This is a genomic window from Streptomyces galbus (assembly GCF_005280195.1).
Taxonomy (GTDB): domain Bacteria; phylum Actinomycetota; class Actinomycetes; order Streptomycetales; family Streptomycetaceae; genus Streptomyces; species Streptomyces galbus.
The window spans coordinates 325,881-338,475 of the sequence record NZ_SZPR01000019.1 but is presented as its reverse complement, the minus strand read 5'-3'; the positions used below and the strand labels follow the sequence as shown (position 1 = coordinate 338,475).

Genomic DNA, 12,595 nt, shown 5'->3' with positions numbered 1-12,595 from the left:
GCCCCGGCGTCACCCGGTGTGCAGCATCAGCCCGATGCCCACGACGAGGAGGCCCGCCGCGGCGATCCGGGGCGCGCCGAAACGCTCCTTGAAGAACAGCGCCCCGATGGCCGCGCCGACCAGGATCGACGACTCGCGCAGCGCGGAGACCGGGGCCAGGTCGGCGCGGGTCTGCGCCCACAGGACCAGGCCGTAGGCGCCCACCGACAGCGCGGCGCCGAGCAGTCCGAGCGCGGCGAAGGGACGCAGCCGCGCGGCCGTCCCCCCGCGCCAGCGCGACCACGCCCAGGCCGGCAGCACCACGCCCTGGATCGCCATGAGCCAGGCGATGTACCCGAGGGAGGAGCCGGAGGCGCGCACGCCCAGCCCGTCGACGACGGTGTACGCGGCGATGGTGAGGCCGGTCGCCAGGGCCGCGCCGACCGCGGCCCCGTCCGGCCGGCGCCCGCGCAGCCCCCACAGGGCCACGCCGGTCAGCCCCAGGCAGCACAGGGCGATGCCGGCGGCCCCCCAGGCGTCCGGGACCTCGTGCGCGACGAGCGCGGCCAGCACGGTCACGAGCAGCGGCGCGGAGCCGCGGGCGAGGGGGTAGGCCTGCCCGAAGTCGCCGAGCCGGAACGACCGCATGAGCAGCAGGTAGTAGGCGACGTGGATGCCCGCCGAGCCGAGCAGGTACGGCCAGGCCCCGGCCGCCGGGACCGCGGTGAACGGTGCGAGGGCGAACCCGATGAGGGCGCCGCCGCCCGCGATCAGGGTGAAGCCGACGAGTTTGTCGGTGATGCGGTGGGCGATCGCGTTCCACAGCGCGTGGGTGACCGCCGCGAGCAGGACCGCGCTGGTGACCAGCGGCGTCACGCGGTCCGCTCGCGCACGTCCGCGAGCGTGGCCCCGGCGTGCGCGACGAGGTCCCGCGGGGCCAGGGGGAACACGGTGTGCGGGTCGCCGGCGGCGGCCCAGACGACGTCGTGCGCGAGCAGGCCGCGGTCGGCCAGGACCCGGGTCGCCGTGCGGTGCCCGAAGGGCGGCACCCCGCCGATGGCGTACCCGGTGGTCTCCCGGACGAGGGCCGCGTCGGCGCGGGTGACGGCGTCGGCGCCGAGTTCCTCGCGGACGAGGCCGACGTCGACGCGGGAGGCGCCGTCCATGAGGACCAGGACGGGCACCCCGTCGGCGGCGAAGACCAGCGACTTGCAGATCTGGCTCAGCTCGCACCCGATCGCGGCGGCGGCCTCGGCGGCGGTGCGCGTGGCGTCGGGGAAGCGGCGGACCTGGGCGTTCAGCGCGTCGAGCCCCATCCGGCGCAGGGCCTCGGCGAAGAGGGGGTGTGCTGCGTCTGGCGTCGTCATGGACGGCACGCTAGCGGCAGGCGCGGGCGAACGGGTTGACCCGGTCCGCTCCGCACGTGCGGAGGGGGCCGGCCCCGGGAGGCCGGCCCCCGTCCTGCGGGCCGGTGAGGACGCCCCGTCCCCACGGATCCCTCACCGGCCGTTCCGGTCGGAGCGGTGCGTCAGGCGCGCACCAACTCCTTGTCGTCGTCGTCCCGGCTGGGGGCGCCGGTGGCGGTGCGCAGGCCCTCGCCCTCGACGTCCACGTTGGGCAGCGCGCGGTCCAGCCACTTCGGCAGCCACCAGGCGCGGCGGCCGAGCAGCGCGAGGACGGCCGGGACCAGGGCCATGCGGACGAGGAAGGCGTCGAAGAAGACGGCGATGGCGAGGCCGAAGCCGATCATCTTCACCATCGACTCGCTGGAGCCGATGAAGCCGGCGAACACCGCCATCATGATCACCGCGGCGGCGGTGACGACCCGGGCGCCGTGCTTGAAGCCGGTGACCACGGCCTGGCTCGGCTTCTCGCCGTGGACGTACGCCTCCCGCATCCGGGTCACGAGGAACACCTCGTAGTCCATGGCGAGGCCGAAGACCACGCCGACCATGAAGATCGGCATCATCGACATCACCGGGCCGGTCTCCTCGACGCCCATCAGGCCGGACAGCCAGCCCCACTGGAAGACCGCGACCACCGCGCCGAGCGCCGCCAGCACGCTCAGCAGGAAGCCCAGGGCCGCCTTCAGCGGGACCAGGACGGAGCGGAACACCACGATCAGCAGCAGGAAGGCCAGGCCGACGACCAGCGCCAGGTAGGGCACGAGCGCGTCGTTGAGCTTCTGGGAGACGTCGATGTTCATCGCGGTCGAGCCGGTGACCAGCACGCTCGCGTCGGAGTCGGCCTTGACGTCCGCGCCCTTGTCGCGGATCGCGTGGACCAGGTCCTCGGTGGTCGCCGAGGACGGCTTGGAGCCGGGGATCACGGTGATGGTGGCGGTGTCGCCCGCCTTGTTGGCCGCGGCCGGGGTGACGGTGACGACGTCGTCCAGGCGCTTGATCTCGTTGCCGACGTCCCGGAAGACGGCCTGCGGGTCGGTGCTGTCCTTGGCGTCCACCACGACCATCAGCGGGCCGTTGAAGCCGGGGCCGAAGCCCTCGGAGAGCAGGTCGTAGGCGCGGCGCTGGGTGGTGGACGTCGGCTGGGAGCCGTCGTCGGGCAGGCCAAGTTCCAGGGAGGCCGCCGGGACCGCCGCCGCGCCGAGGCCGACGACGCCGAGCAGCAGGACGGCGACGGGGCGCCGTACGACGAAGGAGGCCCAGCGGGTGCCCAGGTTGGGCTTGGCCGCGCGGTCGGCCGCGCGGGCCCGGCCGCCGCCCAGGAGCTTGCTCTTCTCGCCCATCGGGCGCACCTTGCGGCCCGCGTAGCCGAGCAGGGCCGGGATCATCGTCAGCGCGATGAGCACGGCGATGGCGACCGTGCCGGCGGCGGCGACGCCCATCTTGGTCAGCATCGGGATGTTGACGACGGACAGGCCCACCAGGGCGATGACGACGGTGAGACCGGCGAAGACCACCGCGGAGCCGGCGGTGCCGACGGCGCGGCCGGCGGCCTCCTCGCGGTCGCGGCCCTCGGCGAGTTCGGCGCGGTAGCGGGAGACGATGAACAGCGCGTAGTCGATGCCGACGGCCAGGCCGATCATCGTGGCCAGCGTGGAGGTGGTCGAGCCGAGGTCCAGGGTGCTGGCCAGCGCGGTGATGGCGGAGACGCCGATGCCGACGCCGATGAGCGCGGTCAGCAGCGGCAGCCCGGCCGCGAGCAGCGAGCCGAAGGTGATGACCAGGACGACGGCCGCGATACCGATGCCGATGACCTCGGTGGCGCCGGTCTCGGGGGCGGCGTTCAGCGCGTCGCCGCCGACCTCGACGGTCAGTCCGGCGTCCCGCGCGTCCTGCGCGGCCTCCTTCAGCGCGTCGCGTGAGGAGTCCGCCAGCTCCATGCCGGAGACGTCGTACTTCACGGAGGCGTACGCGATCGTGCCGTCCTTGCTGACGGCCTTGCCGGTGTAGGGGTCGGCTACGGAGGCGACCTCGGAGCCGTCGGACAGGGTGCCGACGGTCTTCTCGACGGCGGCCTTGTTGCCGGCGTCCGTGATCTTCTCGCCGGCCGGGGCCTTGAAGACGACCCGGGCGGTGGCGCCGTCGGCGCTCGTCCCGGGGAAGCGCTGTTCGAGCAGGTCGAAGGCCTTCTGGGCCTCGGTGCCCGGGATGGAGAAGGAGGTGCTGCCGGCGGCGGGCGCGTTGGCCGCGCCGACCCCGGCGAGGGTCAGCAGCGCCACCCAGATCAGGGCGACGAAGTGTCGTCGGCGGAAGGCGAACCGGCCGAGCCGGTACAGGAACGTGGCCACGGAGGCGTACTCCCGGTCAGTCGTGGGGTGGTCAGGGCAGGGGTGATCGACCCGTGGTGGGGACAGGGGTGATCGGCCCGACGACGTGAGCGGTGACGTCAGGTGGTGTCCGGGTCGCGGGACCCGGTCAGGTGGTGGGGACGCCGAGGGCGGGGAGGACCACGGCGTCGATGTACGAGGTGAGGAACGCCTGCGTCGGCGGCTGGTCGTCGAGCAGGGCCCGGGTGGCGAAGCCGCCCACCATCATGTGGAGCAGGAAGTCCAGTGCGGGGCAGTCGGGGCGGACCTCGCCCCGGTCGACCGCGCGCTGGATCACCTCGTGGAAGGAGGACATCTCCGGTTCGACGAGCTGCGAGCGGAAGGCCGCGCGCAGATCGGCGTTGTTGTGCATCGCCATCGCGACGCCCCGCATGAGCGCGGAGTTCCGCTCGATGGTGCAGTCGTCCTCCAGCCGGACCAGGGCGTGCAGGTCGCCCCGGAGGCTGCCGGTGTCGATCTCGTCGATGCGACCCGGCTTGCTGTGCCGGATGGCCCGGACGACCAGGTCGGCCTTGCCGCCCCACTGGCGGTAGAGCGTGGCCTTGCTGGAGCGGGTGCGGGCGGCGACGGCGTCCATGGTCAGGGCGTCGTAGCCGACCTCGCGGAGCAGGTCGAGGACCGCCCCGTACAGCTCGGCCTCGCGCTCGGGCGTGATGCGACTGCGGCGCGCCGTCGCGGTGTCCGTCATACCGTGCGCCCCTCTCCGCTCCCGCGGGTCTCCGGCCCGGGCGGGGCCCGGGTGTCCTTACGCAGACGAACATACCCTGCCTGTCAACGAAACGAAACCGTTTCGTACGTGTGCTGGCTCACGTGTGTAGGAGCCGGGTAAGAGCGCCGCCCCCGCGGGCGCGGGGAGGGTGCACGGTCCGCCCGAGTTGCCCGGCCCCCCGCACCGGAAAAGCATGGGGAGGTGAGCTATCTGCGCCTGCCGCACCTGCGCGGTGACCTGCTGTGCTGCGTGGCCGAGGACGACCTGTGGCTGGCGCCGCTCGACGGGCCCGGCCGCGCCTGGCGCCTGACCGCCGACCGCACCAGGACCGGCCACCCCCGCCTCTCGCCCGACGGCACGCACGTGGCCTGCACGAGCTGGCGCAGCCTCGACCCGGAGATCCACCTCGTGCCGGTGGACGGCGGCCCCGGCCGACAGCTCTCGCACTGGGGCAGCTCCGACACGCGCGTGTGCGGCTGGACCCCCGAGGGCGACATCCTGGCCGTCACCTCCCAGGGCGAGCCGTTCTCCTACTTCACCTGGGCCTACAAGGTCGGCCTGGACGGCGCCCCCGGCCGCAAGCTCCCCTGGGGCCCGGTCTCCGACATCCAGGTCGCCGACCTCGACGGGGAGCGCCGCAGCCTGCTGCTCACCGGCACCCCGCCGCACGAGCCCGCCGCCTGGAAGCGGTACCGGGGCGGCGCCACGGGCCGGCTCTGGCTGCACGGACAGCGGCTGCTGCCGGACCTCGGCGGCCACCTGCACTCCCCGATGTTCGTCGGCGACCGCATCGCCTTCCTCTCCGACCACGAGGGCGTCGGCAACCTCTACTCGTGCGCCCACGACGGCACCGGCCTGCGCCGCCACACCGACCACGACGCCTTCTACGCCCGGCACGCGTCGAGCGACGGCACGCGCGTGGTCTACCAGTGCGCCGGCGACCTGTGGATCGTCGACGACCTCGCCGCAGGCTCCGCGCCCCGCCGGATCGACGTCCGCCTGAACGGGCCGCGCCCCGGACGCCGGCCCCACCAGATCCCGGCCGCCCAGCACGTCGACGGGCTCTCCGTGGACGACACCGGCCGGGCGAGCGCGGTCGTCGTGCGCGGCAGCCTGTACTGGCTGACGCACCGCGACGGCCCCGCCCGCACCCTCACCGACACCCCGGGCGTGCGCGTCCGGCTGCCCGCGATGCTGGGCCCCGGCGGACAGGTCGCCTACGTCACCGACGCGCAGGGCGAGGACGCCGTCGAGATCGCCCACCTGCCGCGCGCCTCCGGCGACCGCGCACCGCGCCGGCTCGCCCAGGGGGAACTGGGCCGCGTCCTGGAACTGGTCTGTGACCCGCAGGGCGAACGGCTCGCCCTCGCCGCGCACGACGGGCGGCTGCTGCTCGTCGACGCCTCGGAGGGCTCCGACGGCGAGGTCACCGAGCTGGTCCGGTCGGACAACGGGCCCGTGCGCGACCTGGCCTTCTCACCCGACGGGGCCTGGCTGACCTGGTCGCACCCGGGCATCGGGCGCTCCCTGCGGCAGATCAAGGTCGCCCGCATCACCGGCACCGGCGACCGGCCGGTCGTCGACGTGACCGACGGGCGCTTCGAGGACGAGAACCCGGTCTTCACCCGGGACGGGCGCTACCTGGCCTTCCTGTCCTGGCGCGGCTTCGACCCGGTCTACGACGTCCACACCGGTGACCTGTCCTTCCCGCTCGGCTGCCGCCCCTACCTGGTGCCGCTGTCGTCGGCGACCCCCTCCCCCTTCGCCCTCAGCCCCGAGGGACGCCCGGCGGCGGGCGGCCTGGACCCGGTCGAGGACGAGGGCGCCGGGGACGGCACCGTGACCGTCGAGGTCGAGGGCCTGGCCAGCCGGGTGACGCCCTTCCCGGTCACCGCCTCCAAGTACTCCGCGCTGCGCCCCGTCGCGGGCGGCGGCCTGGTGTGGCTGCGCTGGCCCATCTCCGGGGCGCTCGGCGAGACGTTCGCCAACCCGGACGACACCAGCGGGCGGCCGACGCTCGAGCACTTCGCCGTCACCAGGGCCAGGAAGTCCGAACTCGTGGGCCACCTCGACTGGTTCCAGGTCAGCGGCGACGGCACCCGGCTGGTCGTGGTCGACGAGGGCGACCTGCGCGCGGTCCCCTCCACCGAGACCGGCGACGGCGACTCGACCGTCTGGATCGACCTCAGGCGCATCCTGCACGAGGTGGACCCGGGCGCCGAGTGGCGCCAGTCCTACGAGGAGGCCGGCCGGCTCATCCGGGCGTACTTCTGGGACCCGGGGATGTGCGGCATCGACTGGGAGGCGGTGCTGGACCAGTACCGGCCGCTCGTCGAACGCGTCGCCTCCCCCGACGAGTTCGCCGACCTGCTGCGCGAGGTCCTCGGCGAACTGGGCACGTCGCACGCGTACGTCACCGCCTCCCGCCGCAACGAGGGTCCCGCCCACTACCAGCGCTGGCAGGGCCTGCTGGGCGCCGACCTGGTGTGCCGGGACGGCGACTGGACGGCCCGCCGCATCCTGCCCGGCGACTCCTCCGACTCCAAGGCCCGCTCACCGCTCGCCGGCACCGGCATCCGCGAGGGCGCCGTGCTCACCCACGTCGACGGCCGCCCGGTCGACCCGGTGACCGGCCCGTACCCGCTGCTCGCCGGCGCGGGCGGCACCACCGTGGAGCTCACCTTCACCCCCGCCGAGGGCGAGGCGGGCCGCGCCCGGCGCGTCGCCGTGGTCCCGCTGATCGACGAACGGCCGCTGCGCTACCAGGACTGGGTCGCCAAACGGCGGGCGGTGGTAAGGGAGTTGAGCGGTGGCCGGTGCGGCTACCTGCACATCCCCGACATGGGCGGCTCGGGCTGGGCCCAGTTCAACCGCGACCTGCGCGGCGAGGTCTCCCGGCCCGCGCTCATCGTCGACGTGCGCGGCAACGCGGGCGGGCACATCAGCGAACTCGTGGTGGAGAAGCTGACCCGCAGGATCCTCGGCTGGGACCTGACCCGCGACGCCCAGCCCGTGTCGTACGCCTCCAACGCGCCGCGCGGACCGGTGGTGGCGCTGGCCGACGAGGCGACCTCCTCCGACGGCGACATGATCACCGCCGCGTTCAGACTGCTGGGCCTCGGACCGGTGGTGGGACAGCGCACCTGGGGCGGCGTGGTCGGGATGACGGGGCGTCACCGGCTCGGTGACGGCACGGTCATCACGGTGCCGATGAACGCGGCCTGGTTCGACGCCTACGGCTGGTCCGTCGAGAACCACGGTGTCGCCCCCGACCTGGAGGCCCTGCGCACCCCGCTGGACTGGGCGGAGGGGCGCTACGCCCAACTCGACGACGCCGTACGGCTGGCGCTGGAACTGCTGGAGACCCACCCGCCCGCCTCCCCGCCCGACCGCCGGGACGTGCCGGACCGGTCACGGCCGAAGCTCCCGCCGCGGGAGGCGTGAACCCGCGGCGGGCCGGCCGCCCCCGGAACGGGGCGTGGGGTGCCCCGCCGAAGCGGAGCACCCCACGGAAGTCGGCCAGGGCCGCAGGACGAGGGTCAGGCCTCGTAGTCCTGGTCGAAGCGCTCCTCCGGCTCGCGGCGGCCGCGCTCGGACTCCTCGTCCTGCGGCGACCTGCGGCCACGCTGCGGCATGCGCTCCTTGGCCTCGTCCACCTTCTGCCGAGCCTGGTCCTGCCACTGCTCGGTCCGGTCCTGGAACTTGTCCTTCATACCCATGTGGGTTCACTCCTGTGTGAGTGGGGGATCGGGGCCCCTCGCGGGGCCACGACCAGATTCACACGGGCCGACACGCTCCGCATGTCGATCACTTACAGGGCGTAGCCGCAAGGGTGTTGACCAGCACGGACGTCACCGTCGACCGGCCGCGCGCGCCTGCTCGTCGGCCGCTCCGCCGGCCCCGACCAGCCCCGTGCTCATCCCCTGCAGCCGGGGCGCGAACCGCTTCATCTCCCGTTGCCCCACCGTCCCGATGAGCCCCGGCAGATAGCCGCGCACCCCCTGCATCCCGCGCAGCCACCACTGCCCGTACACATGGCTCGACCGCCGCTCGATCCCCGCCACGAGCCGGTCCACCGCCGGGCCGAGCGGATACGTCTTGTTGGACGGCCAGGGCAGCCGCTGCCGCAACTCCCGCATGACGTCCTCCTGGTCGGCGCCGCGCACCATGTCGGTGTCGGTCCAGGACAGGTAGCCCACCCCGACCCGCACGCCCCGGTGGCCGACCTCGGCGCGCAGGCTGTGCGCGTACGCCTCCACGCCCGACTTGGACGCGCAGTACGCCGTCATCATCGGCGCCGGGGTGATCGCCGCGAGGGAGGCGATCTGCAGCAGGTAGCCGCGGCTCTCCATCAGCACCGGCAGGAACGCCCGCCCGGTGACCGCCGATCCGATGAGGTTGACCTCGATCACCCGGCGCCAGGAGTCCGGGTCGGAGTCGACGAACGGCCCGCCGGTGGCCACCCCGGCGTTGGCCACCACGATGTCGACCTTCCCGAACCGCTCCTTGACCTCGCGCGCCACCCGGGCCATCGCCTCGTGGTCGGTGACGTCGGCATGCCAGTGGTCGCTGTCGCCGTGCAGCCGCTCCCCCACCTGCTTGAGCAGGTCGGGCTCCAGGCCCACCAGTGCGACGCTCGCCCCGCGCGCCGACAGCTTGCGGGCGAGCAACTCGCCCACGCCGCGCGCCGCTCCGGTGACCACGGCGACCTGGCCCTCCAGGCTCACCTTGCTCATGCGCCCTCCTTGATCTGTGCGGTCTGTGGGGTGTGTGCGGTGCGTGCGGCCGGTGGCGTTGCCGAGACCCCGGCCGGGCCCTCCGCGGTGTGGGGACCGACGTACGTCGCGACCAGCTCCCGGATCCGGGCGGTGACCAGCTCCGGCGCCTCGACGGGCGTCATGTGGCCCATGCCCGGCAGCTCGGTCAGGCCGACGCACCGCGGCAGGGCGGCCACCAGCGAACGGGCGTGCCGCGGGGGCGTCAGCCGGTCCGCGGTCCCGACGACCACCGCGGTCGGCACGTCCAACTCCCGTACGGCGTCGTCCAGGTCGAGCACGTACAGCACCTGCGACCAGGCGTGCCGCGCCCCGCGCGGACAGGCGTGCACGATCCGGGCGCACGCCTCCACCATGTGCGGGCTCGAACCGGCGCCCATGGTCGCGTACTTCAGGATCCGCAGCGCGGCCGGCGTGACCGGGCCCAGCGGCGCGCGCGAGCCGAGGACGTGCCGGGTCAGCCACGTCCGGAGCCGGCCGGGCCGCAGCGGCAGCACCGTCGACTCGGCGACCAGTCGCGAACTGCCCGTGCTGCACAGCAGGACCGCCGCCGCGTGCGCGCGGAACGCCGGGCGCGCCGAGGCGGCCATCACGGTCATCCCGCCCATCGAGTGCCCGGCGACGACCGCCTTCTCGCCCGGTGCGAGGGTGGCGAGCAGGACCGCCTCGAGGTCGTCGGCGAGGGCGTCGGTGCCGCAGGCGGTGCTCGCGGGACTGCGCCCGTGGCCGCGCTGGTCGTAGGCGATGACCCGGTGGTCGGCCGCCAGCGCGTGGATCTGCGCCGCCCAGAAGGCGGTCGAGCAGGTCCAGCCGTGCGCCAGCACGACCGCCGGGGCGCCGTCCGGCCCGTGCACCTCGACGTGCAGCCGTGCGCCGTCGGCCGAGACGACGCTCAGCTCCCGCGCGGGCACGGGCGGCGCGTAGGGCCCGGAGGTGACGTGCGCGGGGCGCCGGCTCACGAGGCCACCTCCGCGGAGGCGGTGCCCGCCGCGGCCGTCGCGTCCGCGGTACCCGCGGAGCCCGGGCCGTCCTGGCCGTCCCGGGGCCGGACCACCTGGTACTCGGCGAGGTCCACCCGCCGTGTCGCGCGGCGGAACTCGGCCGTGGTGCCGGGCCAGATGGTGGTGTTGCGCCCGTTGGCGTCGAGGTACCAGCTCGTGCAGCCGCCGGTGTTCCACACGGTGCGCCGCATCCGCTCCTGCACGCGCCGGTTCCAGGCAAGCACGGCAGCGGGCCGGGCGTCGAGGGCCGCACGGCCGCCGAGGACGGTCAACTGGCGCAGGTAGTCGGCCAGGTAGTTGAGCTGGGACTCGATCATCAGGATCATCGAGGAGTTCCCCAGGCCGGTGTTGGGCCCGATGATCGTCATGAAGTTCGGGAAGCCCGCGGCGGTCGCGCCGCGCAGGGATTCCATGCCGTCCTTCCACACCTCGGCGAGGGTGCGGCCCTCCGCCCCGACGACCCGCTCGGCGATCGGCATGTCGGTGACGTGGAAGCCGGTGCCGAAGACGATCGCGTCGACCTCGGCCTCGGTGCCGTCGGCGGCCACCAGGGTCGAGCCCCGCACCTCGCGCAGCCCGCTGGCGACCAGGTCCACGTTGGGCCGGGCGAGCGCCGGGTAGTACGTGCTGGACAGCAGGATCCGCTTGCAGCCGATGCGGTAGTCGGGCGTGAGCTTGGCCCGCAGCGCCGGGTCCTTGATGGCGCGGGCCATGTTGCGCTTGGCCAGCTTCTCCACGAAGCCCAGTTCGTCGGGCCGCTTGGTGAACGCCTGTACCTGCAGCTCCCGGATGCCCCACAGCAGCCCGCGGCGCACCTGGGTGGTGACCGGCAGCGCCCGGTGCAGGGACCGCTCGGCGCCGCTGATGGCGCGGTCGACGCGGGGCATCACCCACGGCGGGGTCCGCTGGAAGAGGGTGAGGCGGCCGACCTTCGGCTGGATGGCGGGCACGATCTGGATGGCGGACGCGCCCGTGCCGACGACGGCGACCCGCTTGCCGGTGAGGTCGTAGTCGTGGTCCCAGCGGGCGGAGTGGAAGACCTTGCCCGGGAAGGACGCGAGGCCCGGGAACTCGGGGATCTTCGGGTCGGACAGCGGTCCGGTGGCGGAGACCACGACGTCCGCCGACAGGGCGCCGCTCGCCGTCTCGATGTCCCAGCACAGCCGCTCGGCGTTCCAGGTCATCCGCCGCACCTCGGAGTCGAAGCGCAGGTGCGGGCGCAGGTGGAAGACGTCGGCGACGTGCTCCAGGTAGGCGCGGATGTGCTCCTGCCCGGAGAAGGTGCGCGGCCAGTCGGGGTTGGGCGCGAAGGAGAAGGAGTAGAGGTGGGAGGGCACGTCGCACGCGCACCCGGGATAGCTGTTGTCCCGCCAGGTGCCGCCGACGCTGCTCGCCCGCTCCAGGACGACGAAGTCGGTGATCCCCTCGCGGCGCAGCCGCACGGCCGCGCCGAGCCCGCCGAAGCCGGACCCGATCACCGCCACCCGTACCCGCTCCTGCTCGGCCATCCGAGACCCTCCTCGCGCGACTCTGCCAGTGAACACTGGCGCAATGGGAGAGTAGAGGAGCGGCGTACTCATGGGTAGGGGGTCGGCCGGAGAAAGTTACCGACGGTACGAACTAAGGTGCGGACGTGGCAGACAAGCGGGAGTACCGCATGGCGGAGCTGGCCGAGCGGGCCGGCATCACGGTGCGCACCCTGCGCTTCTACCGGGAGCGCGGCCTGCTGTCCCCGCCCCGCCGCGAGGGCCGGATCGCCTGGTACGACGACCACCACCTGGCCCGGCTGCGCACGATCGCGGCGCTGCTGGAGCGCGGCCACACCCTCAGCGGCATCGCCGAACTGGCCGAGGCCCTGGACCACGGCCGGGACGTCGCCGACCTCCTCGGCGTCGCCCCGCCCACCGAGGAGGAACCGGTCCGCCTCACCCCCGAGGAACTCGCCGCCCGCTTCGAGGGCGAGGTCACCCCCGAGAACCTGGCCGCCGCCCTCGACCTCGGCTACCTGGGCACCGACGGCGACGAGATCGTCCACATCAGCCGCCGCCTGCTGGACGTCTCCTCCGCCCTGGTCCGCGAGGGCATCCCGCTCGCCGAGGTCCTCTCCGCGGGCGCCCGGGTCCGCAAGCACGCCGACGCCCTGGCCGACCTCTTCACCGACCTGATCCTGCGCCACGGCCCCGAGGAGAACCTCCACCGCCTGCGCCCCCTGGCCCGCAGCGTGGTCGAGGCGGAACTCTCCCTGGCACTGGACCGACGGGTGCGGGAGCGGAGGGGGAAGCGGGGGGAAGGGGACGGCGAAGGGGACGGGGAACGGGCCTGACGACCCGCCGGAGGGTGC

General features: G+C 74.0%; 10 protein-coding genes. 2 read left to right on the top strand and 8 right to left on the bottom strand.

Annotation, left to right across the window (positions count from 1 at the left end; translation table 11 throughout):
• Window positions 1-9: 9 nt before the first annotated feature.
• From E4U92_RS24825 to E4U92_RS24810, 4 genes are all read right to left on the bottom strand, one after another.
• A complete protein-coding gene (locus E4U92_RS24825) occupies window positions 10-855 on the bottom strand; it encodes a DMT family transporter (protein ID WP_137302664.1) in 846 nt (281 codons plus the stop codon).
• Window positions 852-1,346 carry a YbaK/EbsC family protein gene (locus tag E4U92_RS24820; RefSeq protein ID WP_137302663.1) on the bottom strand — a complete coding sequence of 165 codons (495 nt, stop codon included), beginning with the start codon at window positions 1,344-1,346 and terminating at the stop codon, window positions 852-854. Before E4U92_RS24820 ends, E4U92_RS24825 begins: the two co-directional genes overlap by 4 nt.
• Window positions 1,347-1,507: 161 nt before the next feature.
• The gene (locus E4U92_RS24815; RefSeq protein ID WP_137302662.1) at window positions 1,508-3,730 is read right to left on the bottom strand and encodes an MMPL family transporter; all 2,223 of its coding nucleotides are present in this window, start codon (window positions 3,728-3,730) and stop codon (window positions 1,508-1,510) included.
• A 127-nt stretch (window positions 3,731-3,857) separates the two neighbouring features.
• Window positions 3,858-4,457, bottom strand: a complete 600-nt coding sequence (locus E4U92_RS24810; RefSeq protein WP_137302661.1) for a TetR/AcrR family transcriptional regulator — start codon at window positions 4,455-4,457, stop codon at window positions 3,858-3,860.
• 222 nt (window positions 4,458-4,679) lie between these two features.
• Here E4U92_RS24810 and E4U92_RS24805 point away from each other — a divergent pair, with 222 nt between their 5' ends.
• Window positions 4,680-7,922 carry a S41 family peptidase gene (locus E4U92_RS24805; protein WP_137302660.1) on the top strand — a complete coding sequence of 1,081 codons (3,243 nt, stop codon included), beginning with the start codon at window positions 4,680-4,682 and terminating at the stop codon, window positions 7,920-7,922.
• Window positions 7,923-8,017: 95 nt separating this feature from the next.
• Here E4U92_RS24805 and E4U92_RS24800 read toward each other — a convergent pair whose 3' ends face one another.
• The 4 genes from E4U92_RS24800 to E4U92_RS24785 all read right to left on the bottom strand — a co-directional run bounded on the left by E4U92_RS24800 (window position 8,018) and on the right by E4U92_RS24785 (window position 11,762).
• Window positions 8,018-8,197, bottom strand: coding sequence for a hypothetical protein (locus tag E4U92_RS24800; protein ID WP_137302659.1), 180 nt, complete (start codon window positions 8,195-8,197; stop codon window positions 8,018-8,020).
• Window positions 8,198-8,329: 132 nt separating this feature from the next.
• Window positions 8,330-9,214 (bottom strand): SDR family oxidoreductase, encoded by an 885-nt coding sequence (locus E4U92_RS24795; RefSeq protein ID WP_137302658.1) that lies wholly within the window; start codon window positions 9,212-9,214, stop codon window positions 8,330-8,332.
• Window positions 9,211-10,212, bottom strand: coding sequence for an alpha/beta fold hydrolase (locus E4U92_RS24790; RefSeq protein ID WP_137302657.1), 1,002 nt, complete (start codon window positions 10,210-10,212; stop codon window positions 9,211-9,213). The genes E4U92_RS24795 and E4U92_RS24790 overlap by 4 nt, the downstream gene beginning before the upstream one ends.
• Window positions 10,209-11,762 carry a flavin-containing monooxygenase gene (locus E4U92_RS24785; RefSeq protein WP_137302656.1) on the bottom strand — a complete coding sequence of 518 codons (1,554 nt, stop codon included), beginning with the start codon at window positions 11,760-11,762 and terminating at the stop codon, window positions 10,209-10,211. Before E4U92_RS24785 ends, E4U92_RS24790 begins: the two co-directional genes overlap by 4 nt.
• 125 nt (window positions 11,763-11,887) lie before the next feature.
• Here E4U92_RS24785 and E4U92_RS24780 point away from each other — a divergent pair, with 125 nt between their 5' ends.
• A complete protein-coding gene (locus E4U92_RS24780) occupies window positions 11,888-12,577 on the top strand; it encodes a MerR family transcriptional regulator (protein WP_137302655.1) in 690 nt (229 codons plus the stop codon).
• Window positions 12,578-12,595 lie beyond the last annotated feature (18 nt).

Excerpts from the sequence above, each read along its gene's own strand:
- E4U92_RS24820 (WP_137302663.1), bottom strand. The coding sequence starts at position 1,346 with ATGACGACGCCAGACGCAGCACACCCCCTCTTCGCCGAGGCCCTGCGC.
- E4U92_RS24810 (WP_137302661.1), bottom strand. The coding sequence starts at position 4,457 with ATGACGGACACCGCGACGGCGCGCCGCAGTCGCATCACGCCCGAGCGC.
- E4U92_RS24800 (WP_137302659.1), bottom strand. The coding sequence starts at position 8,197 with ATGGGTATGAAGGACAAGTTCCAGGACCGGACCGAGCAGTGGCAGGAC.
- E4U92_RS24795 (WP_137302658.1), bottom strand. The coding sequence starts at position 9,214 with ATGAGCAAGGTGAGCCTGGAGGGCCAGGTCGCCGTGGTCACCGGAGCG.
- E4U92_RS24785 (WP_137302656.1), bottom strand. The coding sequence starts at position 11,762 with ATGGCCGAGCAGGAGCGGGTACGGGTGGCGGTGATCGGGTCCGGCTTC.